The sequence below is a fragment of the Oxalicibacterium faecigallinarum genome (assembly GCF_014635705.1).
GTDB lineage: Bacteria > Pseudomonadota > Gammaproteobacteria > Burkholderiales > Burkholderiaceae_D > Oxalicibacterium > Oxalicibacterium faecigallinarum.
On the sequence record NZ_BMDI01000002.1, the window covers coordinates 60,022 to 85,861 of the forward strand.

22 protein-coding genes are annotated in these 25,840 nt (G+C 56.3%); 21 read left to right on the forward strand and 1 reads right to left on the reverse strand.

Features of this window, described 5'->3' with window-relative positions; genetic code table 11:
• Positions 1-19: 19 nt before the first annotated feature.
• The 7 genes from IEV29_RS10250 (at position 20) to prpE (ending at position 7,362) form a co-directional block, all read left to right on the forward strand.
• On the forward strand, positions 20-1,078 hold the full coding sequence (locus tag IEV29_RS10250) for a Nit6803 family nitrilase (RefSeq protein ID WP_188381214.1): 1,059 nt from the start codon (positions 20-22) through the stop codon (positions 1,076-1,078).
• Positions 1,079-1,112: 34 nt separating this feature from the next.
• Complete coding sequence (locus IEV29_RS10255) at positions 1,113-2,192, forward strand: MSMEG_0568 family radical SAM protein (RefSeq protein WP_373868140.1); 1,080 nt, start codon at positions 1,113-1,115, stop codon at positions 2,190-2,192.
• Between the two features lie 44 nt (positions 2,193-2,236).
• Positions 2,237-2,782, forward strand: coding sequence for an MSMEG_0567/Sll0786 family nitrogen starvation N-acetyltransferase (locus tag IEV29_RS10260; protein WP_188381807.1), 546 nt, complete (start codon positions 2,237-2,239; stop codon positions 2,780-2,782).
• Complete coding sequence (locus tag IEV29_RS10265; protein ID WP_188381216.1) at positions 2,779-3,795, forward strand: sll0787 family AIR synthase-like protein; 1,017 nt, start codon at positions 2,779-2,781, stop codon at positions 3,793-3,795. The genes IEV29_RS10260 and IEV29_RS10265 overlap by 4 nt, the downstream gene beginning before the upstream one ends.
• Before the next feature lie 74 nt (positions 3,796-3,869).
• Positions 3,870-4,157 carry an MSMEG_0570 family nitrogen starvation response protein gene (locus IEV29_RS10270; protein WP_188381217.1) on the forward strand — a complete coding sequence of 96 codons (288 nt, stop codon included), beginning with the start codon at positions 3,870-3,872 and terminating at the stop codon, positions 4,155-4,157.
• A gap of 16 nt (positions 4,158-4,173) precedes the next feature.
• Positions 4,174-5,448 (forward strand): MSMEG_0569 family flavin-dependent oxidoreductase, encoded by a 1,275-nt coding sequence (locus IEV29_RS10275; RefSeq protein ID WP_188381218.1) that lies wholly within the window; start codon positions 4,174-4,176, stop codon positions 5,446-5,448.
• Between the two features lie 54 nt (positions 5,449-5,502).
• Positions 5,503-7,362 (forward strand): propionate--CoA ligase, encoded by a 1,860-nt coding sequence (prpE, locus tag IEV29_RS10280; protein ID WP_188381219.1) that lies wholly within the window; start codon positions 5,503-5,505, stop codon positions 7,360-7,362.
• Between the two features lie 4 nt (positions 7,363-7,366).
• Here the strand turns inward: prpE and IEV29_RS10285 are convergent, their stop codons facing one another.
• Positions 7,367-8,623: a putative Na+/H+ antiporter gene (locus IEV29_RS10285; protein WP_188381220.1), complete on the reverse strand. Its 1,257-nt coding sequence runs from the start codon at positions 8,621-8,623 to the stop codon at positions 7,367-7,369.
• 493 nt (positions 8,624-9,116) lie between these two features.
• On the opposite strand from IEV29_RS10285, the gene IEV29_RS10290 reads away from it, so the two are divergent.
• The 14 genes from IEV29_RS10290 (at position 9,117) to IEV29_RS10355 (ending at position 25,808) form a co-directional block, all read left to right on the forward strand.
• Positions 9,117-10,805 (forward strand): putative bifunctional diguanylate cyclase/phosphodiesterase, encoded by a 1,689-nt coding sequence (locus IEV29_RS10290; RefSeq protein ID WP_229726347.1) that lies wholly within the window; start codon positions 9,117-9,119, stop codon positions 10,803-10,805.
• A 21-nt stretch (positions 10,806-10,826) separates the two neighbouring features.
• Positions 10,827-12,320: an HDOD domain-containing protein gene (locus IEV29_RS10295; RefSeq protein ID WP_188381221.1), complete on the forward strand. Its 1,494-nt coding sequence runs from the start codon at positions 10,827-10,829 to the stop codon at positions 12,318-12,320.
• Between the two features lie 77 nt (positions 12,321-12,397).
• Positions 12,398-13,102, forward strand: coding sequence for a transposase (locus IEV29_RS10300; protein ID WP_188381222.1), 705 nt, complete (start codon positions 12,398-12,400; stop codon positions 13,100-13,102).
• A 182-nt stretch (positions 13,103-13,284) separates the two neighbouring features.
• Positions 13,285-17,973 (forward strand): glutamate synthase-related protein, encoded by a 4,689-nt coding sequence (locus IEV29_RS10305; protein WP_188381223.1) that lies wholly within the window; start codon positions 13,285-13,287, stop codon positions 17,971-17,973.
• An 86-nt stretch (positions 17,974-18,059) separates the two neighbouring features.
• Entirely contained in the window at positions 18,060-19,523 is a 1,464-nt protein-coding gene (locus IEV29_RS10310; protein ID WP_188381224.1) for a glutamate synthase subunit beta, read from the forward strand.
• Positions 19,524-19,670: 147 nt separating this feature from the next.
• Positions 19,671-20,474 carry an ABC transporter ATP-binding protein gene (locus tag IEV29_RS10315; RefSeq protein ID WP_188381225.1) on the forward strand — a complete coding sequence of 268 codons (804 nt, stop codon included), beginning with the start codon at positions 19,671-19,673 and terminating at the stop codon, positions 20,472-20,474.
• Positions 20,471-21,250: a lipid asymmetry maintenance ABC transporter permease subunit MlaE gene (gene mlaE / locus IEV29_RS10320; protein ID WP_188381226.1), complete on the forward strand. Its 780-nt coding sequence runs from the start codon at positions 20,471-20,473 to the stop codon at positions 21,248-21,250. Before IEV29_RS10315 ends, mlaE begins: the two co-directional genes overlap by 4 nt.
• 105 nt (positions 21,251-21,355) lie before the next feature.
• The gene (mlaD, locus tag IEV29_RS10325) at positions 21,356-21,829 is read left to right on the forward strand and encodes an outer membrane lipid asymmetry maintenance protein MlaD (protein WP_188381227.1); all 474 of its coding nucleotides are present in this window, start codon (positions 21,356-21,358) and stop codon (positions 21,827-21,829) included.
• Positions 21,826-22,548, forward strand: a complete 723-nt coding sequence (locus IEV29_RS10330) for an MlaA family lipoprotein (protein WP_188381228.1) — start codon at positions 21,826-21,828, stop codon at positions 22,546-22,548. Before mlaD ends, IEV29_RS10330 begins: the two co-directional genes overlap by 4 nt.
• A gap of 193 nt (positions 22,549-22,741) precedes the next feature.
• Positions 22,742-23,416: an MlaC/ttg2D family ABC transporter substrate-binding protein gene (locus tag IEV29_RS10335; protein WP_188381229.1), complete on the forward strand. Its 675-nt coding sequence runs from the start codon at positions 22,742-22,744 to the stop codon at positions 23,414-23,416.
• Between the two features lie 4 nt (positions 23,417-23,420).
• Positions 23,421-23,708: an STAS domain-containing protein gene (locus IEV29_RS10340; RefSeq protein ID WP_188381230.1), complete on the forward strand. Its 288-nt coding sequence runs from the start codon at positions 23,421-23,423 to the stop codon at positions 23,706-23,708.
• 150 nt (positions 23,709-23,858) lie between these two features.
• Positions 23,859-24,770 (forward strand): ABC transporter ATP-binding protein, encoded by a 912-nt coding sequence (locus tag IEV29_RS10345; protein WP_188381231.1) that lies wholly within the window; start codon positions 23,859-23,861, stop codon positions 24,768-24,770.
• The gene (locus IEV29_RS10350; protein WP_188381232.1) at positions 24,767-25,522 is read left to right on the forward strand and encodes an ABC transporter permease; all 756 of its coding nucleotides are present in this window, start codon (positions 24,767-24,769) and stop codon (positions 25,520-25,522) included. Before IEV29_RS10345 ends, IEV29_RS10350 begins: the two co-directional genes overlap by 4 nt.
• Before the next feature lie 49 nt (positions 25,523-25,571).
• The gene (locus IEV29_RS10355) at positions 25,572-25,808 is read left to right on the forward strand and encodes a BolA family protein (protein ID WP_188381233.1); all 237 of its coding nucleotides are present in this window, start codon (positions 25,572-25,574) and stop codon (positions 25,806-25,808) included.
• The last annotated feature ends 32 nt before the right edge of the window (positions 25,809-25,840 follow it).

Sequence of the window (25,840 nt, forward strand, 5' to 3'; positions counted from 1 at the left end):
GATAAGCAAAGGGCAGATCATGACAACAGCAAACAGGAAAGTACGTGCGGCGGCGGTACAGATCGCACCGGATATGGAAAGTGCCGACGGCACCTTGGCCAAGGTGTGCGAAGCCATTGCCAATGCCGCAAGGCAGGGGGCGGAGCTGGTGGTTTTTCCGGAGACATTCGTCCCTTACTACCCTTACTTCTCGTTTGTCAGGCCGCCCTTTGCGGCGGGCCCGGAACATCTGCTGCTATACGAACGTGCAGTCGTCGTGCCTGGGCCAGTCACCGACGCCGTATCGGCTGCAGCACGCAGTCACGGTGTGGTGGTCGTGTTGGGCGTCAATGAACGCGATCACGGTTCGCTTTACAACACGCAACTGGTGTTCGATGCCAATGGTGAGCTGGTGCTCAAGCGCCGCAAGATCACGCCAACCTATCACGAGCGCATGATCTGGGGACAGGGCGACGGCAGTGGTCTCAAGGTTGTGGATACCACCGTCGGCCGCCTTGGCGCGCTCGCCTGCTGGGAACATTACAACCCGCTCGCACGGTATGCCCTGATGGCACAGCATGAAGAGATTCACTGCGCGCAGTTTCCCGGCTCGATGGTGGGGCAGATTTTTGCGGATCAGATGGAAGTCACGATTCGTCATCACGCGCTGGAGTCTGGCTGTTTTGTCGTCAATGCGACCGGCTGGCTGACCGATGAACAGATCCTGTCGATCACGCCTGATCCAAAAATCCAGAAAGCGTTACGTGGTGGCTGTTGCACGGCGATCGTCTCGCCGGAAGGCAATCTGCTGGCAGAACCGCTGCGCAGTGGAGAGGGCATTCTGATTGCCGATCTGGATATGGCGCTGGTGACCAAGCGCAAACGCATGATGGATTCGGTCGGTCACTATGCGCGTCCCGAACTGCTGAGTCTGATGATCGACGACCGGCCGGCATCGCCAATGAGCACCGTGTTTCCACAGTCAGCGCCTGTTGTGCCGGCCGGCGTACCCAGGACGACTGTCGCCACGTTCCCATCTTCCGCCAACGAATCTTCTGCCAGTGTGAGGTCTGTCCATGCAAACGCTATTGAAGCCTGAATTGAAGTTTGAACTGAAGCCGGACCAGCAACTGATTACCGAGCTGCAATCGGTGGGCTTGCGACTCACGGATCCCGGTGAGGGTGCCGCCAGCCGGCGTGGTGGTGCCGGACCATCCGATCACAAGGCTGTGACGGTCAATGGACATACGGTGATGATTCCCGTGCATACCGCCAGTTCGTGGTCATCTCCTTATGTGGCAACCCCATTGGGGCCGGATGGCAACAGTACGGTCACGCGTAACGGCTTTCCGGTCGGTGTGATTTCCTTCCCGCGCCAGCCGCGCTTTTACAAGATGCAAACCATGGAAGGCGTGCCGTACTCGCATATCGCCACCCTGCATGGAGCGGATGTCCTGGCGACGACGATCCTGCAAAGCTGCATCCGCTATGAAAGTCGTCGCAAGTCCTGCCAGTTCTGCGCCATCGGCCAGTCGCTGGCTGCCAAGCGCACTGTGTTGCGCAAGACGCCGGAACAGCTCGCAGAGGTGGCGCGTGCTGCCGTGCTGCTTGACGGCATCAAGCACATGGTGATGACAACCGGCACACCGAACGCCACCGATCGCGGTGCGGCAATACTGTGTGAAAGCGCCTTTGCGGTGAAGAGCGCGGTGGATTTGCCCATTCAGGGGCAGTGCGAGCCCCCGAATGACGATATGTGGTTTCGCCGCATGAAGGACGCCGGCATCGATGCACTCGGCATGCATCTGGAAGCGGTCACGCCTGCAGTGCGCGCGCGCATCATGCCGGGCAAGGCGGATGTTCCGGTTGAGCGTTACTTCGATGCGTTTGAAAAAGCGGTGGACGTGTTTGGTCGCGGGCAGGTCAGTACCTACATCCTCGCCGGACTGGGTGATACACCGGAGGCAATTTTGCAGACATGCGAAAAACTGATCGCAGTCGGTGTCTATCCATTTGTTGTGCCGTTTGTGCCAATTGCCGGCACACCGCTCGAAGATCATCCTTCTCCCACATCGGCATTCATGCGCGACTTGCTGCAACCCTTGGGCGCGATGCTGTCGGATGCCGGCTTGCGTTCGGAAGAGATCAAGGCAGGTTGTGGTCGCTGCGGTGCCTGCTCGTCATTGTCGACCTTTGAAAGGAAGCCATCATGAGCGCGCAATGGCCTGAGGCTTCCGCTGGGGCGGCGGGCAGTGTCATGCCGATTGTGCGTTCGCATCGTCGCGTGGATGTACGTATCAAGCTGGCGACCCGTCGGGAAGAAGTGGAGGCGATTCGCATGCTGCGGCGTGCGGTCTTTTGCGCCGAGCAAGGCATCTTCGAACATGACGATACCGATGCCATTGACGCAACGGCATTGCCCATTGCCGCAGTCATCGACGCAGCAGACGGCAGTCGAGAGGTGGTCGGCACCGTGCGTATCCATCAGCCGGAAACCGGCTTGTGGTACGGCTCGCGTCTGGCCGTGGCGTGGCATGCACGACGCCTCGGTTCGGTGGGTAGCGGTCTGATCAAACTCGCCGTGTCGACGGCGCATGCGCACGGTTGTCATACCTTTCTTGCGCACGTACAGGCGCAGAACGTGCCCTTGTTCGAGCGTTTGCACTGGCACTCGCTGGAGCAGATGGATATTCATGGTCGCCTGCATCATCTGATGCAGGCCGATCTGGCCCATTACCCACCGATTCATGATGGCGACGTCGGATTTGTGCTGCCCGGACGTCGCGAGGCGGAGGCCGCATGAATGCGCGTGTTGTCATCGACGATGCCGCCAGCCTGAGGGCCTTGTGCGAACAGATACGTGTATCGCGTGGTGTCGCGCACAAGCGTGATATCGACACGGTGATGCAGACCTTGGGTGCACATCCCGCGCTTGCCTCGAATGGGCAGCCGATTGCAGTCGGAGACGACTGTGCAGCGATCCCCGATGGTGACGGCTATCTGCTGTTCGCCATCGAAGGTTTCGTCAACGAGTTTGTAGAGAAGGAACCGTGGTTTGCAGGTTACTGCGGCGTCATGGTCAACGTCAGTGACATCTACGCAATGGGTGGCCGTCCGCTGGCGGTGGTGGATGCCTTGTGGAGTCGCGATGGCGAGGCGGCACAGCCGGTACTGCAAGGCATGGCCGAGGCATCACGTATCTATAACGTGCCGGTCGTCGGTGGGCACAGCAACCGCCGTAATGATCGTGAACAGCTATCGGTTGCCATCGTGGGGCGTGCCAGCAAACTGTTGACGAGTTTCGATGCACGACCGGGCGAGCATCTGGTGGCTGCCATCGACTTGCGTGGTCGTTTTCATGAGCCGCACGCGTACTGGGATGCCAGCACCGGTTCGCCAGCCGAGCGGCTCCGTGGCGATCTTGCCGTCTTGCCGACGATTGCGGAAGACGGCCTGGCATGCGCTGCCAAGGACATCAGCATGGCCGGCGTCGTCGGAACGGCCTTGATGCTGCTGGAGTGCTCCGGTGTGGGTGCCACCATCGATCTGGATGCGATTCCGCGTCCGTCCGGCGTGGTGCTGGAACGCTGGTTACAGGCTTTCCCCAGTTTTGGCTTCTTGCTCAGTGTGGCGGATGACAAGCTGGCGACCGTGCAGGCGCGATTTGCGGCGCGTGACATCGCCTGTGCTTCCATCGGCCGTATCGATGACTCGCACACAGTGCGTCTGAAACAAGGCGATGCGCACGCCACCGTCTGGGATTTCCGCAAGGAGCCATTGATCGGATGTGGCCCCGCTCTGGATGTCACATCATGACTTTCCCGATTTTTCCTTTTCATTCCAGCCGTGCAGACAAGTTGCACAGCTTTGCTTCATCAACGGAGAACAACATGCCCGCCATGCATTTTCACGTCCGCTGGCCGGACAACACGACGAGCCGGTGCTATTCGCCATCCTCAACCATCACCGAGTTTTTCGAGGAGGGAAAACGCTACCCACTGACTGAGTTTGTCGCCATCAGTCGTGCCGCGCTCACCAAGGCAAGCGAACGCGTCAACGCGCGTTACGGCTATATGTGCAGCGCAGCCATGGATCAGCTGGAAGTCATTGAACGTACTGCCAGTCGCTTTCTTGACGTTGCCGATGCGCACGTCACCGTCGAAACCATCACAGCTTGATAGTCGGGAGAATCCCATGAAACACACCATACATACGCCTGCGCTCAGCGGACATTATTCGGTCCTCATCATCGGCGGCGGACAGGCAGGCCTGTCGATGAGTTATCTGCTCAAGGAGCGCGGCATCAGTCATCTGATCATTGAAAAGAACCGCCTGGGCCATGCCTGGCGCAGCGAACGCTGGGATACCTTTTGCCTCGTTACGCCGAACTGGCAATGCACCTTGCCTGGCTACAGCTACACCGGAAACGATCCATACGGCTTCATGAAGAAAGACGAGATTGTCGAATTCATGGATGGTTACATCGACAGCTTTCATCCGCCGGCAGTGGAAGGCGTGGCGGTCATCAAGGTCGATCGCGATGCCGATGGCCGCTTTATCGTTGAAACGTCACAAGGCACATTGAGTGCGGACCAGATTGTCAGCGCGGTGGGCGGCTACCATTTGCCGATCATGCCGCATGCGGCTTGTCGTTTGCCAGCGCATGTCACGCAAATTCATTCTGCCGATTACATCAATCCGCAATCCTTGCCGGACGGCGAAGTACTGGTGGTCGGTACTGGTCAGTCGGGTTGTCAGATCGCCGAAGACTTGCATCTGGTCGGTCGCAAGGTGCATCTGTGCGTGGGTGACGCACCGCGTGTGGCACGACGTTATCGCGGCAAGGATGTGGTCGAGTGGCTGGATAAGATGAAGTACTACGACCTGCCGGTGGACAAGCATCCGCTCGGCACCGGGGTCCGTGAAAAGACCAATCACTATGTCACGGGCCGTGATGGCGGACGCGATATTGACCTGCGCAAATTTGCGCTGGAAGGCATGCAGTTGTACGGCCGCTTCAATGACATTGAGGATGGCGTGGCGCTCTTTGGCGATGATCTGAAGATCAATCTGGATAGTGCCGATGCCACGTCGGAAAAGATCAAGGACAGCATTGATCGCTTCATCGCGGAAAACGGAATTGATGCACCTTCCGAGGCACGTTACGTCCCCCTGTGGGAGCCGGCGATCGATGCGCCGGTCAGCCTCGACCTGTCGCGTATTCGTGTCGTGATCTGGTGTATCGGCTTCCGTACGGACTTCAGCTGGATCAAGGCGGATATCTTCGATGATCGCGGTTATCCGGGGCATGAGCGCGGTGTGACGGCCGTGCCCGGCCTGTACTTCCTGGGTTTGCCGTGGCAATACACCTGGGGCTCCGGACGGTTCTCCGGTGTGGCGCGTGATGCCCGTCATTTGCTTGAGCATATCGAGGCATTGATGGCGGAACCGGTGCGCCAGATTGCCTGATGGGTCTGCCGGTCCCGATTGCATATCGAGTCATCTGGATGGAAGGAGAATGTCATGGAATCGCATCGCACCTTGCTGAAACAGTCGCTGCAACATCCGGAAGAATTCTGGGATGAGCAGGCTCGTCGGATCGAGTGGCGTACGCCATACGCACGCGTGCTCGATCATTCCCATGCGCCTTTCACCCGCTGGTTCGTCGGCGGCACCACCAATCTTTGCTATAACGCAATCGATCGTCATCTGACGGAGCGTGGCACGCAGACTGCGCTTGTCAATGTGTCGAGCGAAACGGGCGAGACACGTCGCTACAGCTATCTGGAACTACATCGCGAAGTCAATCGCATGGCAGCCGTGCTGCAATCGCTGGGTGTCAAACGGGGCGAACGCGTGTTGATCTATCTGCCGATGATTGCAGAAGCGGCGTTTGCGATGCTGGCCTGTGCGCGGCTGGGGGCAATTCATTCGGTCGTATTCGGTGGATTTGCAGCCGGCAGCCTGGCAACCCGCATTGACGATGCGCGACCTGTTCTGGTCATCAGCGCTGATGCCGGCTTTCAGGGTGGACGCAAGATTGCCTACAAACCCTTGCTGGACGAAGCGCTGTCGATGGCAAGCCATCAGCCGGCGCGTGTATTGATGATCGATCGGGGATTGCAAGCTTTCGACAGGGTTGCCGGCCGTGATTGCGATTTTCATGAACTGGCGCATCGTTTCAGTGAGGCGAAGGTGGCCTGCACATGGCTGGAGTCCAGCGAGCCCTCTTACATTCTGTATACCTCCGGTACCACGGGGCGCCCCAAGGGCGTGCAGCGTGATGTCGGTGGACACGCTGTGGCGCTGGCGACGTCGATGGCATTGATCTTCGGGGCAAAAGCGGGCGACACCATGTTTACGACGTCCGACATCGGCTGGGTGGTTGGACATAGTTATGGTGTTTACGGGCCTTTGATCATGGGCATGACGACCATCATGGCCGAAGGTGCGCCGACCCGTCCCGATCACGGCTACTGGTGGCGGCTGGTTGAAACATACGGGGTCAACCTGATGCTGACGGCGCCAACCGCCATGCGACTGCTGAAACGGCAGGGCGGAGGGTTCGCGCAACAGGCCGATCTGTCGTCGTTGCGTGCACTCTTCCTGGCGGGCGAGCCCTTGGATGAGCCGACGGCGCGATGGGTCGAAAAGGCACTTGGCAAGCCAGTGATCGATCATTACTGGCAGACCGAGTCGGGGTCGCCGATGCTCGCCCTACCGCAGGCAGCGAGCGAACTGGTGCGGAAAGTCGGCTCGCCCGGATTGCCGGTTTTTGGATTCAATCTCAAGGTGGTGGATCATCAGAGTGGCGATCCCTGTTTGCCAGGTGAACGCGGCGTGCTGGTGGCCGATGGCCCGTTGCCGCCGGGTTGTCTGCATACTTTATGGGAAAACAGCGCGGATTTCATGCGCAGTTACTGGACGTGCCGGGAAGGGCGCTGGCGTTATTCGACTTTTGATTATGCAACGGTCGACGACGAAGGCTATATCCGCGTACTTGGACGGAGTGACGACATCATTCTGGTTGCCGGTCGGCGTCTTGGTACAAGAGAGATTGAGGAGGTGATGCTGGCGCATCCATCCGTTGCCGAGGCAGCGGTGATCGGCGTGCCGAATGCCTTGCGCGGACAGGTGCCGCTGGCGTTTGTGGTACGGACGCAGCAGGCAAAAATGGATGGCGGGCAGGATGCACTTGAAGCCGAACTGGTGCGTGTGATCGGCCAGAAACTCGGTTCACTGGCACGGCCGCGGAGCGTCGTTTTTGTTGATGCTCTCCCGCGCACGCAGTCGGGCAAGGTGTTGCGACGAACCATACAGACCGTGGTAAGCGATGTCGCGCAAGAAAATCTGGCGGGTCAGATCAACCAACTGGCAGCGTGAGGTATCAGAACAGTAGAAACATGCCTGCTGCAACGATGGTGGGAAGAATGGCGCCAGCCAGCAAACCGAGGATGCTGACTGCGCCATAACGGAAGCCGGAACGCAGCAAAGCGACGCCAGCTGGATTGGGCGCATTGGCGATGACGGTCAGCCCGCCGCCGGCGACAGCGCCCGCCATCAGCATGTACTTGGCCTGATCACTCATGCCTTCAACCAATGAACCTAGATAGGTCAGAGCAGCGTTGTCGGTAACGGCTGTTAATCCAAGCGCGGCGAAGAACAGGGCGGTATCACCCAGGCTGGAAACGATCGGCTGTAGCCACCATTGTTGCATGCCACCCAGCACGACCAGGCCGGCAAGGAAAAAGCCGACCAACAAAGCTTCTTTGAGAATCAGCGGGTGCTGATACGGAGCATAGGCTTTGGTAAAGCCCAGAAACAGCAGGAAAATGGCAATGAAAACCACAGGATGGTGCGCGAAGATGACGACGCCTGCCAGTGCCAGCAGGTGACAGGCGGCAACGGTGACGGACATCGGCTTCTGCTCACCAGTGCCGGCCGCGCCATCGGTCAGATGGGTGCGCATCAGAAAGGTCACAACCGTGGCATTGATGAAGACGGCAAGCGCCGCTTTCCAGCCAAAAGTGAGCAGCATGAAGCTGCTGTCCCATTGCCAGGTACTGGCGACCATCAGGACCGGCGGGGCGGCAAAGGAGGTCAAGGTGCCGCCGATGGAAATATTGACGAACAATACGCCGAGAGCGGCATATTTTTTCCATTCAGGCATGTTGTCCCGAAAAACCATGGGTGCGAGCATCAGTGCCGCCAGCGTCATGGCCGCCGGTTCGGTGATCAGTGATCCGATCAGCGGTACCAGTGACAGACAGAGCCAGACGCGTGCGACCGCCGTACGGATCGGCAAGGCTTTGGCCAGCACGTTAACCAGACCCTTGACCGTTTCCAGTACCGGCCTGGATGCCGCAATGACCATGATGACGAAAACGAATAGGGGTTCGGTGTAGTGCCGGGTTTCCGCATACTCGAGCGCCTCTTGCCCGCCAACGACGACCGCCATTGCGCCGATCAGTACAAATGCCCACAGACCGAAGACCACTTCGATTTCACCCAGCAGGTGAAACAGACCGGCGTGGCGTTTGCTTTTGTGCGCGAGCCGTTCAAATGACTTGGCAGCAAAGGTATGGATCAGGGCAACGCCAAAAATGATGGCGGCGATGAGGTTGATGTCGGCGGCTGGATGCATGGCAGGCTGGTTTTGTCCCTGATTGTTTTTGTTTGTGTCGCTTGGCTTGGAATGCGTGTGGCCACCCCAAACTGGTGCGGATGTCCAAGGTTGAAGGTGCGCACACGCTTGGCGTCAATAAGGCAAGTGCGATTTTTTATAGAATGGCTGTTGCATTATTGCATCGCCATTGCCTGTGTATAGTACTTAGCTTCGCCTGACTATACGCGGCAAAATGCGGAAAAATGTGTGCATCTTGTCATGAAGTTTGCGGTGCATGCTGTGGTCCGGGTGGCGGGATGGCAAGGTAAAAATTTCGTACAAACTTTTCTACTTTTTATCCTTGCTCTGCATTAAGATTCAAAACTGCATTTGAAGAGATTTTACAATTTGAGTGTGTTAATTTATCAATTCTGCTTACGCCATCCGACGTGCGGTTCCCGCGTGATGCACCGATAAGTTGACATTAACAATGGCTTGAAAGTCATTCGTATTTTTTTTGAGCCGTTCAAGCATGTTTTCTAAGCGCGACCTTCCTCCGGATCACCGGTTGCTCAGCCTGATGGAACTGGCTGGTGAACTGTCGTTCCGGTTAAATCTGCAAGGCGAAATTCTGCAGGCCAGCAAACGGGCCGCCACCATGCTCGCGCCCGGCGCGCCGCTGGTCGGCCTGAGCATGTTTGAACTGGTGCGCTTGTCGGATCGGCACGCCATCGAGGCGGCGTTCATGCAGGCGGTGCAGGCACAGCAGATCACCCGTGTAAGTGTGCGCATGACGACGCGCGTCGGTGCCATGTGGTTTGAGCTCGAGCTGCTGGCCGTCAATGGCGGCGAACCCGAGGTGCTGGTGAGTGGCCGCGACGTGTCGGCCCAGCACGCAACGGAAGAGCGCCTGCGTCATATGGCAACGCATGACGAGCTCACCGGTTTGCCCAATCGTTCGCTGTTAACCGATCGCCTGCGGATGGCGATTGCGCAGTCGCGTCGCAGTCAGACCGGATTTACGGTCGTCGAACTGGATCTCGACGGTTTCAAGAAAGTCAATGACGCACTCGGGCACGCGATTGGCGATGCCTTGTTGCGTATCGCGGCAGATCGCTTGCGTGTCTTGTTGCGCGATGTGGATACGCTGGCGCGTGTCGGTGGCGACGAATTTGTCGTGGTGCTGCCGGGTGTGACGGAAGAGGTTGAGATCAATGCGATTGCACGTCGCATGATTTCCAGCATGCAGTTGCCGTTTGATATCGAAGGCCACACCTTGTATGTCAGCACTTCGATCGGCGCCGCGGTTTACCCGGTGCATGGCGATTCGGACGTCAAATTGCTGGCGCACGCCGATACGGCGTTGTATCGCGCCAAGGAAACCGGCAAGGCACGTTGCGTTATCTATAACCAGATCGTGTTCGACCAGTTCGAACATGATGTGTCCATGGAAGCGGCGATGTTCGAAGCCGTGCGTAACGGCGAGTTTCTGTTGCATTACCAGCCGATTGTCGACGCACGCACCCGCCAGATCGTCGGGTTCGAGGCACTGATGCGCTGGATGCGTCCGGAAATCGGTCTGGTGCCGCCGAATCAGTTCATCCCGATGGCGGAGGACAATGGTCTGATCAATCTGCTTGGCGCATGGGCGCTGAAAGTGGCGTGTGTCCAGCTCAAGCGTTTTCAGGAGGCGGCTGGCCGGCAGTTGTATGTGTCGGTCAACGTCAGTCCGCGTCAGTTCCGCAGCGACCAGTTCATCGATATGGTGGACGACGCGATCAAGCTGTCCGGGCTGGATGGCTCGCAGCTGCTGCTGGAAATTACCGAGGGCATTCTGATGTCCGATCCTGAGCACGCCGAGCAGCTTTTGACTAAAATCACCGGTCGCGGTGTGCGGATTGCCATTGACGATTTCGGTACCGGATATTCATCGCTGGCCTACTTGAAACGTTTTCCGATTGCAGCACTCAAAATCGACCGTACCTTCATCAAGGATTTGCCTGAATCGGTGAAGGATGCGGCGATTTGTAATGTGGTGCTCAGCCTTGCCAGCCATTTGAGTTTGTTGACTGTGGCGGAAGGTGTCGAGAATGAAGTGCAGCTGAAATTCCTGGCGCTCCAGGGCTGTTCCCTGATTCAGGGCTTTCATACTGGTTTCCCGATGTTGCCAGAGGCCGTTATCTCTCTATTGCAAGCAGACGCCGCAGCGTTACAAAATTAATCAGGCGATAGAAACAGATTCATGACGAAGCAAGAAGACCTCACTCTCAATCCGGATAAGACGATTGAATTGTTGCTGACGCGCGTGCGACAGCGCGGCGATCTGCCGGGTTTTGCCAAAGTCGTCAGTGCCATCGTCGGCGCCATGCAGGGAGAGGACGATCGCGAATTCAGCATGACGCGCACCGTGCTGTCCGACCCTGCACTGACGCAGCGTGTGTTGCGACTTGCCAATAGCGCGATGTACTCGGCTTTTGGTCAAAGTATCAATACAGTGTCCAAGGCGGTCATCGTGCTTGGCACAGAGACCATCGGCCATTTGGCGCTTGGTCTCAAGCTGATCGATGGATTGTCGGTTGCCTCGCTGGGCACTTCCACGACACGCAATGAAATGGAAAAGGCCGTGCTGGCCGGCAAGATTGCCCGTCAGGTTGCTTCCTCCTCGACGCGGCGCGATACGGAAGAGGCGGTTGTCTGTTCACTCCTGCATTCCCTCGGACGGCTGATGGTGTCCTTCTATCTGCCCGAACACTGGCAGCAGATTCAGCAGGATGTGACCGAAAACGAGCGGCTCGAAAGTGAAGCAGTCGTTGCCGTATTGGGTTTGCCGCTGGATGAAATCGGGCGTCTGGTTGCGCGTCGCTGGGGTTTGCCTAACGAACTGGTGGAAAGCCTGAAGGAAATGCCGCCGCGTGTGGCCGATCCGGATAGCGATCCGCTTGAGCATGCGGACTGGCTGGCAGCCGTATCGACGATGTCCACGCGTTGTGCCACCGTGCTGTGCGAGGACAGGACCGCGTCCGTCAGCGAGCTGACCAGCAATTACGCACACATGCTGGGACTGGACGCTTCCGTACTGCTGGCTGCAGTCGAATCGGCACATGTCGCCACGGAGGTTGTCGCTGAGGGAGCGCCCAAGCAGGAAGAGAGTGACACGCAATTGGCGCTGCCGCTCGGCAAGCCTGCGGATTCGATCAATATTCTCAAGCGCGGCGTGAGTGATTTGCGTGGCGATCTGATTTCGACCAGCACTGGTCAGCTGATGACGGTTGCGCTGGAAACGGTTTTTCAGGGCCTGGGTTTAAGTCGCGCGGTTGCCTTTTTGCGCAATCACGAAGAGAGCAAATATATTGCGCGCATGTGTTTTGGCGAATGCATGGAAGAGCTGCTGCCGCGACTGTCATTCAATGACGCCTATCAGCCGGATGTCTTTCATGCAGCGCTGGCCAACAACAAGATGATTTTTGTCGAGGATGCACTGGCCCCCGGCTTTGTCAGCAAGCTGCCACGCTGGTGGCGTGAGGAAATGAGCAGTGCGCGCAGTTTTGTCATTCTGCCGCTGATGCTTAACTTCCATCCGGTAGGCTTTATCTATGGCGATTGGGATGCATCCTTGCCGCTGTCCAAAATAGCGCCCAACGAAGTGGCATTGCTGGATGATTTGCGCGCGATTCTGGTCAAGGCAATCGAGCATCGCTGCCATATGGATCCGGTCTGGGCGCGCGCCATGCACTAGTCTGGTTCCCTCACTCGCAACACAAGCCCGGCCGGAGTCGCTATCATGAAGCGACTCCGGCTTTTTTCTTCCCGTTTATGGCGCGGCTTCCCAGACTTGTTGTCCCCAACCAACCGCATCACCTGATTCAGCGTGGTGTGGATCAGCAATTGGTTTTCCATGAAACGGCGGATTACATGTTCTTTCTGGATTGTCTGCGTGAGGCGAGTCGTCAATTTAACGTGGCGATCCACGCCTATGTGCTGATGCCTAACCATTTGCATTTGCTGGCAACACCGGCCGACAAGGATGGTCTGGCACGAATGATGCAGTGGATTGGCCGCCACTACGTGCCTTACTTTAATCAGAAATATCATCGAAGCGGCACCTTGTGGCAGGGGCGTTACCGGACCGCAGTACTGGATGCGGAGCATTATCTGATGCTGTGCAGTCGCTATATCGATCTCAATCCGGTACGGGCAAAGCTGGTGGCGCATGCGGGAGACTATGCATGGTCAAGTTACCAGCATCATGTCGGTATCAAGTCGGATCCGATGATTTCGGACCATGTATTGTATTGGTCGCTTGGCAACACGCCATTTGAGCGTGAAGCCGCGTACCGTCGGTTGATCGAAGAAGGTCTGGACGAGCACGAAGTGCGCATGCTGAGCGAGGCGACGTTGAAAGGCTGGGCGCTCGGGTCGGATCAGTTCAAGGCGGGGCTGGAGCGACAGGTGCGCCGACGCGTACAGCCATCCCGCCGCGGCAGGCCTGCACGCGAGGCATTGGTAAAGTCCCTTTAATGAGAATGGCTATCAATGGCGAGAATTTATACGCCAGCAATGGGCTTGACTCTGTCCCCATAAAATAAAGCGCAAATTCAACGAGTTTTTAATTTGACTCTGACCCCTTTTATTCGGGTTGTATTTGCCATTACGCTGCACTATCCTTCAGGCTCGTCAAAAAGTTAGTAGTGGAGAAGTCTATGCACGCGCAAGGTTTATACGACCCGGCTAATGAACATGATGCATGCGGCGTTGGTTTTGTCGCCCACATCAAAGGTCAAAAAAGCCATTCCATCATTGAGCAGGGTCTGCAGATCCTGAAAAACATCGATCACCGTGGTGCGGTCGGTGCAGACAAGCTCATGGGTGACGGTGCGGGTATTCTGATCCAGATCCCGGATCAGTATTACCGCGAAGAAATGGCCAAGCAGGGCGTGACGTTGCCGCCGGCTGGCGAGTATGGCGTGGGCATGGTCTTCCTGCCAAAAGAAAACGCATCGCGTATCGCCTGCGAACAGGAGCTGGAACGTGCTGTCGCTGCCGAAGGCCAGGTCGTTCTCGGCTGGCGTGACGTTCTGGTCGACAAAGACATGCCCATGTCGCCGACCGTACGTGAAAAAGAGCCGGTCATCCGTCAAATTTTCATCGGTCGTGGTCAGGACATCATCGTGACCGACGCGCTGGAGCGCAAGCTGTTCGTGATCCGTAAATCGGCGGGCCATGCAATTCAAGGCTTGAACCTGTTGCACGGCAAAGAGTTCTTCATGCCGTCGATGTCGGCGCGCACGGTGGTCTATAAAGGCCTGCTGTTGGCGGATCAGGTCGGCGAATACTATAAAGACCTGCAAGATCCGCGCTGCGTGTCCGCGCTGGCGCTGGTCCACCAACGCTTCTCGACCAATACTTTCCCTGAGTGGCCGCTGGCTCACCCGTATCGCCTGCTGGCCCACAACGGCGAGATCAATACGGTCAAAGGCAACTTCAACTGGATGCGCGCGCGTGAAGGCGTGATGAAATCGGCTGTTCTCGGCGACGATCTTAAAAAACTGTTCCCGCTGATCTACGAAGGCCAATCCGACACTGCCTGCTTCGACAACGCGCTCGAACTGCTGGTGATGGCGGGTTACCCGATCGCGCAAGCGATGATGATGATGGTGCCGGAGGCTTGGGAAAACCATACATTGATGGACGACAATCGTCGCGCCTTCTACGAATACCACGCAGCGATGATGGAGCCATGGGATGGCCCGGCCGCCATGGCATTCACGGATGGTCGCCATATCGGCGGTACGCTGGATCGTAACGGTCTGCGTCCGGCTCGCTATATCGTCACTGATGACGATCTGGTCGTGATGGCGTCGGAATCTGGTGTGCTGCCAATTCCTGAGTCGAAGATCATCAAGAAGTGGCGCCTACAACCAGGCAAGATGTTCCTGATCGATCTGGATGCCGGTCGCATCATCGATGACAAGGAACTGAAAGACACCTACGCCAACGCCAAGCCATACAAGCAGTGGATCGAATCGGTCCGCATCAAGCTCGACGAGCTGAGCAAGGAAGAGGAAGAAGCGAAAAACACGACCAAGTTGCTGGATCTGCAGCAGGCATTTGGCTACACGCAGGAAGACCTGAAATTCCTGATGTCGCCGATGGCCGTCAACGCAGAAGAAGCGACTGGCTCGATGGGGAACGATTCGCCGCTGGCCGTCATGTCCAACAAGGACAAGACGCTGTACAACTACTTCCGTCAGCTGTTTGCACAGGTGACCAACCCGCCAATCGATCCGATTCGCGAAGCGATGGTCATGTCGCTGGTTTCCTTCATTGGTCCGAAACCGAACCTGCTGGACACCAACAACATCAACCCGCCAATGCGTCTGGAAGTCGCGCAGCCAGTGCTCGACTATGCCGATATGGCCAAGCTGCGCAACATCAGCAAGCATACAGGCGGCAAATTCAAGTCGCATGAACTGAACATCTGCTACCCGGTTGCATGGGGTAAAGATGGTATCGAAGCACGTCTGGCCTCGCTGTGCGCACAAGCCGTCGATGCCGTTAATTCCGGCCACAACATCCTGATCGTCTCTGACCGTAAAGTCGGTGCAGATAGCGTGGCGATTCCTGCATTGCTGGCAACGTCGGCCATCCACCTGCACCTGGTCAGCAAAGGTCTGCGTACCTCGACCGGCCTGGTGGTTGAAACCGGTTCAGCGCGCGAGACGCATCACTTTGCCCTGCTCGCCGGTTACGGCGCGGAAGCGATCCATCCATATCTCGCGATGGATACGCTGAGCGAAATGGCAAAAGACCTGCCGGGCGATCTGGCGCCATACAAGGCCATCGCCAACTTCCAGAAAGCGGTCGGTAAAGGTCTGATGAAGGTCATGTCCAAGATGGGCATCTCGACCTACATGTCGTATTGCGGCGCGCAGATTTTTGAAGCAATCGGTCTGAATAAAGGTCTGGTCGACAAATACTTCAAAGGCACGGCATCGAATGTCGAAGGTATCGGTGTGTTTGAAGTTGCAGAAGAAGCACTGCGTCTGCATCGTCTGGCATTCGGCAGCGATCCGGTACTGGCCAATGCACTTGACGCCGGTGGCGAATACGCATTCCGTATCCGTGGTGAAGAACACATGTGGACGCCAGATGCGATTGCAAAATTGCAGCACTCGGCACGCGCCAACAACTTCAACACGTACAAGGAATACGCGCAAATCATCAATGATCAATCCAAGCGTCATATGACTTTGCGTGGCTTGTTCGAATTCAAATGCGATCCTGCCAAGGCAATTCCGCTGGATGAAGTGGAGCCAGCCAAGGAGATCGTCAAGCGCTTTGCTACGGGAGCGATGTCGCTCGGTTCGATTTCGACCGAAGCACATGCGACCTTGGCGATCGCCATGAATCGTATCGGCGGCAAGTCGAATACAGGTGAGGGTGGCGAGGATAGCCGTCGCTATCGTAACGAGCTGCGTGGCATCCCGATCAAGGAAGCGACCACCTTGTCTGCCGTGATTGGCAAGGACGTTGTTGAAGTCGATATGCCATTGCTCGCAGGCGACTCGCTGCGTTCGAAAATCAAGCAGGTTGCGTCCGGTCGTTTCGGCGTGACGACTGAATATCTGACGTCGGCAGAGCAGATCCAGATCAAGATGGCACAGGGTGCGAAACCAGGTGAAGGCGGTCAGCTGCCGGGTCACAAGGTGTCCGAGTACATCGCCAAACTGCGTTTCTCGGTGCCGGGCGTGGGTCTGATCTCGCCGCCGCCGCACCACGACATCTATTCGATTGAAGATCTGGCGCAGTTGATCCACGATCTGAAGAACGTCAATCCGACGGCTGACATTTCGGTCAAGCTGGTATCGGAAGTCGGCGTCGGTACGGTTGCAACCGGTGTTGCCAAAGCGAAGGCCGATCACGTCGTGATCGCCGGTCACGATGGCGGTACGGGCGCATCGCCGCTGTCGTCGGTCAAGTTCGCTGGTTCGCCGTGGGAACTCGGTCTGGCAGAAACGCAGCAAACGCTGATCCTCAACGGTCTGCGCACGCGTATTCGCGTGCAGGCTGATGGTCAGATGAAAACCGGTCGCGACGTTGTGATCGCCGGTCTGCTGGGTGCAGATGAAATGGGCTTCTCGACCGCACCGCTGGTCGTCGAGGGGTGCATCATGATGCGCAAGTGCCATCTCAACACCTGTCCTGTCGGCGTGGCAACGCAAGATCCTGTGCTGCGTGCCAAGTTTGCCGGCAAGCCAGAGCACGTGGTCAATTACTTCTTCCATATCGCAGAAGAAGCACGTCAGATCATGGCGCAACTCGGCATTGCCAAGTTCGATGATCTGATCGGTCGTTCGGATCTGCTCGACAAGTCGAAAGCGATCTCGCACTGGAAAGCCAAGGGCCTGGATTTCAGCCGCATGTTCTATCAGCCCGAGACACGCAATGGCGAAGCGCGCTTCCATACCGAAGGTCAAGAGCACGGTCTGGAAAAAGCACTCGACAACAAGCTGATCGCACAAGCCAAGGCAGCGATCGACAACGGTGAAAAAGTTTCCTTCATCTCGACCATCAAGAATGTCAACCGTACGGTTGGTGCAATGCTGTCGGGTGAAGTTGCGAAGAAATACGGTCACGAAGGTTTGCCTGACGACACGATTCATATCCAGTTGCAAGGTACCGCAGGCCAGTCGGCAGGCGCCTTCCTTGCACATGGCATCACGCTGGATCTGGTGGGCGAAGGTAACGATTACGTTGGCAAAGGTCTGTCGGGTGGTCGCATCATCGTGCGTCCGAATACGGAGTTCCGTGGCCGCGCCGTCGAAAACATCATCAGCGGCAACACCGTTCTGTACGGTGCTGTTTCTGGTGAAGCATTCCTGACCGGTGTCGTGGGTGAGCGTTTCGCTGTCCGTAACTCGGGCGCAATCGCTGTCGTCGAAGGTACGGGTGATCACGGTTGCGAATACATGACCGGCGGTACGGTTGTCGTTCTGGGTGATACCGGTCGTAACTTCGCAGCAGGCATGTCTGGTGGTCTGGCTTATGTCTACGATCCGGAAGGTGAATTCCCGGCCAAGTGCAACATGGCCATGGTCACGCTGGAAAAGGTGGTATCGGCAGCCGAGCAGGAGAGCAAGAACGATCGTGGTTCCTGGCATGCAACCACGCGCGGTGGTGAAGGCCAGACCGATGAAGCAATCCTCAAGGGTCTGATCGAGCGTCACTTCAAGTACACCGGCAGCACGCGTGCGCGCGCATTGCTGGATGACTGGAGTGTGGCGCGTACCAAGTTTGTCAAAGTGTTCCCGTCGGAATACAAGCGCGCACTGGCTGAGATGCATGCAGCCAAGGCTGAGCAAACGGTGGTGACTGCCGCAGCGGTATAAGCGAAAACGCAAACACCAATTGAGATGGTTCTTGCCCGGTTGCTGGTCAGTCGGGTGAAACAAATGGTTTAGAAGGCGAGAGAAACATGGGAAAGATTACCGGCTTTATGGAATTTCAACGCTTGAAAGAAGCAAGCGAAGAGCCGCAAAAACGTACCAAGCATTACAAGGAATTTACCGTTCATCTGAGCGATGCCGATGCAAAAGTGCAGGGTGCGCGTTGCATGGATTGCGGCATTCCGTTCTGCAATAACGGCTGCCCGGTCAACAACATCATTCCGGACTGGAATGATCTGGTTTATACCGGCAACTACAAGCAGGCGCTCGACACGCTGCATTCGACCAATAACTTCCCTGAGTTCACCGGTCGTATTTGCCCTGCACCTTGCGAAGCAGCGTGCACGCTGGGCATCAATGAAGAGCCGGTCGGCATCAAATCGATCGAGCACTTCATCATTGATAAAGGCTGGGAAAGCGGCTGGGTTGTCCCGCAGCCACCAGCACTCAAGACCGGCAAGAAAGTCGCTGTCGTTGGCGCAGGTCCTGCAGGCATGGCTGCCGCACAGCAACTGGCACGTGTGGGGCACGATGTCACCGTGTTCGAAAAGAACGATCGCGTCGGCGGTTTGCTGCGTTATGGCATTCCTGACTTCAAGATGGAAAAGTCGCACATCGATTTGCGCGTCAAGCAGATGGAAGCCGAAGGCGTGACCTTCCGTACCGGCGTGTTCATTGGCAAGGATTTCCCGTCGAACATCATCAACTGGGCCAAGGAAACGATTCATCCTGACCAGCTGAAAAAGGATTTCGATGCCGTGATCATCGCCGGTGGTGCGGAGCAGCCGCGTGACTTGCCAGTGCCTGGTCGCGAGTTGAAGGGCGTGCATTTCGCGATGGAGTTCCTGCCAGTACAGAACAAGGTCAATGCAGGTGACAAGGTCAAGGATCAGATCGTTGCAGCCGGCAAGCATGTTGTCGTGATCGGTGGTGGCGATACCGGTTCTGACTGTGTTGGTACGTCCAACCGTCAAGGTGCTGCATCGGTTGCGCAGTTCGAACTGCTGCCGCAGCCACCCGAAGAAGAGAACAAGCCACTGGTCTGGCCATACTGGCCAACCAAGCTGCGCACCTCCTCGTCGCACGAAGAAGGTTGCGAACGTGATTGGGCCGTTGCGACCAAGCGTCTGGAAGGCAAGAACGGCAAGGTTGAAAAGCTGATTGCTGCACGCGTTGAGTGGAAAGACGGCAAGATGGTCGAAGTGCCGAACTCCGAATTCGAAATGAAAGCGGATCTGGTCTTCCTGGCAATGGGCTTCGTTTCGCCAGTCCAAAGCGTGCTGGATGCCTTTGGTGTGGACAAGGATCAGCGCGGCAATGCCAAGGCCACGACGGATGGCGAGGGCTGCTATCGCACGTCGGTTGATAAAGTGTTTGCCGCAGGTGACATGCGTCGCGGTCAGTCGCTGGTTGTATGGGCGATCCGCGAAGGCCGTCAATGCGCACGCGAAGTGGATGCATTCCTGATGGGTGAGTCGGTCCTGCCACGCTGATCGTTTCGCACATCAAGAAGCCGTCGCATTGCAGAATGCGGCGGCTTTTTATTTGGAAGAATGCTGAATGGCAAGCGTGTGCATGCTGGTGAGAGAGATTTTGTAATCTGCACTACAATATCGCCATTGCAAATTGATTGGTTGTTTGTGCCTAATCTCGTAGATATCCGCGATCTTCATTTTGGTTATGGTGAGCGCCCGATTCTGTCGGCGCTGAACATGACATTCCCGCGTGGCAAAGTGGTTGCCGTGATGGGCGGCTCCGGCTCAGGCAAGACTACGGTGTTGCGCCTGATAGGTGGACAGCTTGCGCCCCAATCGGGCACGATCGACGTGGATGGCCAGCGGGTTGACACACAAGACTTGCGTGGCTTGTACAGGTTGCGTCGCAAGATGGGCATGCTGTTTCAGCATGGTGCACTGTTCACCGACATGTCGGTCTTTGAAAATGTTGCCTTTCCCTTGCGCGAGCATACGGATCTGCCGGAAGAGTTGATCCGCGATCTGGTGCTGATGAAACTGAATGCGGTCGGCCTGCGCAACGCCGCGCAGCTCAAGCCGTCGGAGATTTCAGGCGGTATGGCGCGTCGCGTCGCGCTTGCCCGTGCGATTGCACTGGATCCGCAACTGATCATGTATGACGAGCCGTTTGCCGGTCTTGATCCGATTTCGATGGGCATGACGGCAAATCTGATTCGTCGCCTCAACGATGCGTTGGGTTCCACCACGATTCTGGTGTCGCACGATGTGCATGAATCCTTCCTGATTGCTGATTACGTTTACTTCCTGTCCAAGGGCGCGATTGTCGCGCAAGGTACGCCGGTCGAAATGATGGCGTCGTCTGATCCGTATGTGAAGCAATTCGTCAATGCCGAACCGGATGGGCCGGTACCGTTTCACTATCCGGGACGTTCGCTGGCGGAGGATCTGGGACTCGGAGGTGGGGCATGATCGTCAACATGCTTACTTGCATTGGTCGCACAGCGCGTGAAACGGTCACCGGCGTCGGGTTCGCGACGCGCACCTTTTTTGCCTTGATCATGGCATTTGGTGCGGCCTTCCGTCGTCCGCGACTGGTGACGAGTCAGGTGCACTTCATCGGTAACTATTCGCTGGTGCTGATCAGTGTGTCCGGCCTGTTTGTCGGTTTCGTGCTGGGTTTGCAGGGCTATTACACACTGAATAAATACGGCTCCGAGCAGGCACTCGGCTTGCTCGTGGCATTGTCGCTGACGCGCGAGCTGGGGCCGGTTGTGACGGCATTGTTGTTTGCCGGTCGGGCAGGGACGTCGCTAACCGCCGAAATCGGCTTGATGAAAGCGGGCGAGCAGCTATCGGCCATGGAAATGATGGCAGTCGATCCGCTCAAACGTGTATTGGCACCGCGTTTCTGGGCGGGCGTGATTGCGATGCCGATCCTTGCCGCAATCTTTAGCGCAGTCGGCATCATCGGCGGTTATCTCGTTGGCGTGCAGATGATTGGCGTGGATGAGGGGGCGTTCTGGTCGCAGATGCAAGGCGGCGTTGATCTCTGGAATGACATCGTCAACGGTGTGATCAAAAGTGTTGTCTTCGGGTTTGCCGTGACCTTTGTGGCGCTGTATCAGGGATATCAGGCGCAGCCGACTCCGGAAGGCGTAGCGCGCGCCACTACCCGTACGGTAGTCATGGCATCGCTTGCCGTGCTGGGGCTGGATTTCCTGCTGACAGCATTGATGTTCAGCTAAATGAATGAGGGCAGTCGGCGTGTCTGACCGATTGTCGCAGTGTGTTGTGAATGCGCCACGATTGATCGTGTTGAATGCATTTTCCCCTATTTGAGGTATGAGCTTATGCAACGGAAATCATTAGACTTATGGGTTGGACTGTTCGTCCTGCTGGGTGCGGCGGCATTGTTGTTTCTGGCCATGAAGGCTGGCAACACCAGTTCGTTGTCGTTTCAGCCGACCTATACGGTTGTGACGCGTTTCGACAATATCGGCGGCCTGAAGCCGCGTGCGCCGGTCAAGAGTGCGGGCGTTGTCGTGGGGCGTGTCGGTGATATCAGTTTTGACGATCAGACCTTTCAGGCGACTGTCGTTCTCAATATCGAAAACCGTTACCAGTTTCCAAAAGATTCATCGGCCAAAATCCTGACGTCGGGATTGTTGGGCGAACAATACATCGGCCTTGAGGCCGGGGGTGACCCCGACAATTTAGCGTCGGGAGATCGAATTACCATGACACAGTCGGCGATGGTGCTGGAGAACCTGATCAGTCAGTTCCTTTTCAGTAAAGCAGCCGAAGGGAAAGAAGATAGCAAATGAAAAAGACAGCCAAGGCATTTCTGTTTGCCACAGCCATTCTGCTCAGCGGTTGCGCCAGCACCAACGGTAACACCACGGCGGGTGATCCGTTCGAAGGTTATAACCGTGCGATGTTCGAATTCAACGACACGGTTGATCGCGTTGCATTGAAACCGGTCGCCACGGCTTACCGCGATCATTTGCCATCCTTTGTCCAGACGGGTGTCAACAATTTCTTCAGCAACATTGGTGACGTCTGGATCATGGTCAACAACTTCCTGCAAGGCAAGGCAGAAAACGGCTTGAACGACTTCATGCGTGTGGCCGTCAATACGACGCTGGGCTTTGGCGGTCTGCTGGATATTGCATCGGAAGCAGGTATCACCAAGCACAACGAGGATTTTGGTCAAACCCTGGGTAAATGGGGCGTAAAGCCAGGCCCATACATCGTTCTGCCTTTCTTTGGCGGTTCGACTTTGCGTGACACGGCTGCATTGCCTGCCGACATTTATGGTGATCCATGGACCTATGTCACGCCGGTCAGTGTACGTAATACGGGTGCCGTCGTGCGCGTTGTCGATTACCGTGCCACGTTGCTCAATGCAAGCAATCTGATGGAAGATGCCGCGCTGGATCGTTACACCTTCTTCCGTGACGGTTATCTGCAACGTCGTCAAAGCCTGGTGTATGACGGCGCGCCGCCACCAACAAACTACGACGAAGACGATATTCAGCCTTGATCGCGTTCTGCCTGCCATTTTCCGGCAGGTACATTCAGTTACAGTTCGGCCGCCAGGCGGCTGAACCACCTCATTTTCCGATGGTCGAATCGCTTGAAAACAAGACCATCGCTCACATGTGAGCCAGGATGATCATGCATGCGCAATCTTGCCGTGTGCGAAATGTTGTCCTGTTCAGCCAGATTGGAGAATCATGAATCAGCTTCTGAAAAAATTGACTTTCGCTTTTATGGCACTTTCGTTTGCCGGTTTTGCCTCTGCTGCAGAGGCGCCGGATGCCTTGATCAAGCGTTTGAGTGAAGAAATTCTTGCCACGGCAAAAACCGATAAGCAGATTCAATCGGGCAGCCAGACGCGTATTCAGCAGGTTGTCGATGAAAAAATCCTGCCGCATGTCGATTTTCAGCGCACGACTGCGCTGGCTGTCGGTCGTGCCTGGCGTCAGGCAACACCTGAGCAAAAGACGCAATTGACCGATGAGTTCAAGAAGTTGCTGACTTACACCTATACAGGCGCCATTTCCCAAGTAACGGATCAGAAATTCGAATACCTGCCATTCCGTGCAGCCGCGGATGACAAGGATGTGGTGGTAAATACGCGTGTGGTGCAGCCGCGTGGCGAGCCGGTGCAACTGAGCTATCGTCTGATCAAGTCGGACAGCGGCTGGAAAATCTATGACGTCAACGTACTGGGTGCGTGGCTGATTGAGAGCTACAAAGGCAGCTTTGCCGCAGAAATCAACAAGTCCGGCGTGGACGGCCTGATCGCTTCGATCAAGGACCGCAATGCCAAACTGGCTGCCAATGTCGCCAAGTCAGGCGGCAAGGCAGTGACATCGCCAACCAAAGCTGGCGAAATTGCCAAGTAATCCCATGTTTCAGGCGCCTTCCTCGCTCACTTATGATCATGCCAACGCTGCGTTGAACGCAGGGTTGGCTGCCATTGGGGGCGGGGAATCTGCCATTGATTTCGTTGCTGTCGAAGTAGTGGACTCCTCTGCCGTAGCGACCGTTCTGGCGTGGCAACGAGCGAGCAAAGCCCGTGGCACATCATTGACTCTGCATAACATTCCGGACAGTTTGCGCAGCCTGATGTCGCTTTACGATGTGGAAAGCGTCCTCGGATTGTCCGCTTCCCGCGCTGATCTGCCTCACCATTGATCCTGCCAGTTTGACGCTTTTCACGCGTCACCTTGTCTTGTCCGGGCTTTGGTCCCGGAATCTAATATAATCAAGGGTTTCGCCATTTATTCAATGCGCATTCGCATTGTTCATTCGGCATTTCCTCTGCATAAAGTGTCGTTGGCCAATATGGCTGCAATTCAAGTCAATAACGTCGAAAAAAGCTACAAGGCACTGAAGGCCTTGCGGGGCGTTTCGCTATCCATCGAAGAAGGCGAATTTTTCGGCTTGCTCGGCCCGAACGGCGCGGGCAAAACCACGCTGATCTCGATCATCGCCGGACTGAACCGGGCGGATGCCGGTAACGTCACCGTGCACGGGCATGACACTGTGACGGCCTACCGGCAGGCGCGCAAACTACTCGGCGTTGTGCCGCAAGAACTGGTGTTTGATCCGTTTTTCACGGTAAGAGAAACTCTGCGTATGCAGTCCGGTTACTACGGTTTGAAGAATAACGATGCGTGGATCGATGAAGTCATGCATCACCTCGATCTGACCAGCAAGGCGGATGCAAACATGCGTGCGCTGTCTGGTGGCATGAAACGTCGCGTGCTGGTGGCGCAGGCACTGGTTCACAAGCCGCCGGTCATCGTGCTGGATGAGCCGACTGCAGGTGTTGACGTCGAATTGCGCCAGACGCTATGGAAGTTTATTTCCCGTCTCAATCGTGATGGGCACACGGTGGTACTGACCACACACTATCTCGAAGAAGCGCAGGCGCTATGCAATCGCGTCGCCATGCTGAAGGCGGGGCAAGTTGTCGCTCTGGACACGACGGCCAGCTTGATTAGGCGAATATCCGGTTCGCAACTGATTGTGCAACTCGCGTCCGGTACGTTGCCTGATGCGCTGAAGCCACTGGTCTCGCATCCTGAAGAATTGCTGACTGGTCGCAAGTACACTTTGCGCATCAACGACCATTCGGAAGTCGAGCCGGTGTTGGCGGCCTTAAGGCAGTCAGGCGCGGTGGTGGAAGACCTGCATTTGCAGCAGGCTGATCTGGAAGACGTCTTTATTCAGATCATGGAGGGTGAAAAATGACCGGCTTCCAAACCTTGTTTTACAAGGAAATGCTGCGTTTCTGGAAGGTGGCAACACAAACAGTAGCGGCACCCATCCTGACTGCTGTGCTCTACCTTCTGATTTTTGGTCACGTGCTGGAAGATCATGTACAGGTCTATCCCGGTGTGCAGTACACGGCATTTCTGGTGCCCGGCCTGGTGATGATGAGCGTACTGCAGAACGCGTTTGCCAATTCATCTTCGTCACTGATTCAGTCCAAGATCACCGGCAATCTGGTATTCGTTTTGCTGACGCCGCTGTCGCACTGGGAGTTGTTCAGCGCCTATGTGCTGGCGGCCGTTGCGCGTGGACTGATCGTCGGATCGGGCGTGTTTCTGGTCACGGCGTGGTTTGCCGACATGAGTTTTGTCGCGCCGTGGTGGATTGCGATTTTTGCGGTACTGGGTGCGGCCATGCTCGGCACGATGGGTGTGATAGCCGGTATCTGGGCGGAGAAATTTGATCAGCTCGCGGCGTTCCAGAATTTCCTGATCATGCCGGCGACGTTCCTGTCCGGCGTGTTTTACTCGGTGCACTCCTTGCCGACGTTCTGGCAAAACGTGTCGCATCTGAACCCGTTTTTCTACATGATCGATGGATTTCGTTATGGCTTCTTCGGACAGTCCGACGTCAATCCCCTGATCAGTTGTGCTGTTGTCACCTGTTTTCTGACGTTGCTGGTTACGTTTGGAGTGTCGTTGCTGCGTAGCGGATACAAACTGCGGCATTGATGACACTGTGCATTTATCATTACCCATTCTTTTTTGAAAAGGCAGAACCATGTTGCCCACACCCGAACTGGTAAAAAGCTATATCGCCGCAGGTCTGAATTGTTCCCATCTGGAAGTCAGTGGCGATGGTTCGCACTTCGAAGCGGTAATCGTCTCGGATGCTTTCGCCGGCAAACGTTTGATTCAGCGCCATCAACTGGTTTATGCGGCACTTGGTGACCGCATGAAGGCAGAAATTCACGCGCTGTCGATGAAGACGCTGACGCCGGAAGAATTCCAGAAATAACTCGGTAGTAAATCGAGTCGTTACCAATCAAC

Excerpts from the sequence above, each read along its gene's own strand:
- IEV29_RS10350 (WP_188381232.1), top strand. The coding sequence starts at position 24,767 with ATGACCGGCTTCCAAACCTTGTTTTACAAGGAAATGCTGCGTTTCTGG.
- IEV29_RS10265 (WP_188381216.1), top strand. The coding sequence starts at position 2,779 with ATGAATGCGCGTGTTGTCATCGACGATGCCGCCAGCCTGAGGGCCTTG.
- IEV29_RS10330 (WP_188381228.1), top strand. The coding sequence starts at position 21,826 with ATGAAAAAGACAGCCAAGGCATTTCTGTTTGCCACAGCCATTCTGCTC.
- mlaE (WP_188381226.1), top strand. The coding sequence starts at position 20,471 with ATGATCGTCAACATGCTTACTTGCATTGGTCGCACAGCGCGTGAAACG.
- IEV29_RS10345 (WP_188381231.1), top strand. The coding sequence starts at position 23,859 with ATGGCTGCAATTCAAGTCAATAACGTCGAAAAAAGCTACAAGGCACTG.
- IEV29_RS10355 (WP_188381233.1), top strand. The coding sequence starts at position 25,572 with ATGTTGCCCACACCCGAACTGGTAAAAAGCTATATCGCCGCAGGTCTG.
- IEV29_RS10270 (WP_188381217.1), top strand. The coding sequence starts at position 3,870 with ATGCCCGCCATGCATTTTCACGTCCGCTGGCCGGACAACACGACGAGC.
- IEV29_RS10260 (WP_188381807.1), top strand. The coding sequence starts at position 2,237 with ATGCCGATTGTGCGTTCGCATCGTCGCGTGGATGTACGTATCAAGCTG.
- IEV29_RS10275 (WP_188381218.1), top strand. The coding sequence starts at position 4,174 with ATGAAACACACCATACATACGCCTGCGCTCAGCGGACATTATTCGGTC.
- IEV29_RS10300 (WP_188381222.1), top strand. The coding sequence starts at position 12,398 with ATGGCGCGGCTTCCCAGACTTGTTGTCCCCAACCAACCGCATCACCTG.
- IEV29_RS10310 (WP_188381224.1), top strand. The coding sequence starts at position 18,060 with ATGGGAAAGATTACCGGCTTTATGGAATTTCAACGCTTGAAAGAAGCA.
- IEV29_RS10305 (WP_188381223.1), top strand. The coding sequence starts at position 13,285 with ATGCACGCGCAAGGTTTATACGACCCGGCTAATGAACATGATGCATGC.
- IEV29_RS10295 (WP_188381221.1), top strand. The coding sequence starts at position 10,827 with ATGACGAAGCAAGAAGACCTCACTCTCAATCCGGATAAGACGATTGAA.
- prpE (WP_188381219.1), top strand. The coding sequence starts at position 5,503 with ATGGAATCGCATCGCACCTTGCTGAAACAGTCGCTGCAACATCCGGAA.
- IEV29_RS10250 (WP_188381214.1), top strand. The coding sequence starts at position 20 with ATGACAACAGCAAACAGGAAAGTACGTGCGGCGGCGGTACAGATCGCA.
- IEV29_RS10340 (WP_188381230.1), top strand. The coding sequence starts at position 23,421 with ATGTTTCAGGCGCCTTCCTCGCTCACTTATGATCATGCCAACGCTGCG.
- IEV29_RS10335 (WP_188381229.1), top strand. The coding sequence starts at position 22,742 with ATGAATCAGCTTCTGAAAAAATTGACTTTCGCTTTTATGGCACTTTCG.
- mlaD (WP_188381227.1), top strand. The coding sequence starts at position 21,356 with ATGCAACGGAAATCATTAGACTTATGGGTTGGACTGTTCGTCCTGCTG.
- IEV29_RS10290 (WP_229726347.1), top strand. The coding sequence starts at position 9,117 with ATGTTTTCTAAGCGCGACCTTCCTCCGGATCACCGGTTGCTCAGCCTG.
- IEV29_RS10285 (WP_188381220.1), bottom strand. The coding sequence starts at position 8,623 with ATGCATCCAGCCGCCGACATCAACCTCATCGCCGCCATCATTTTTGGC.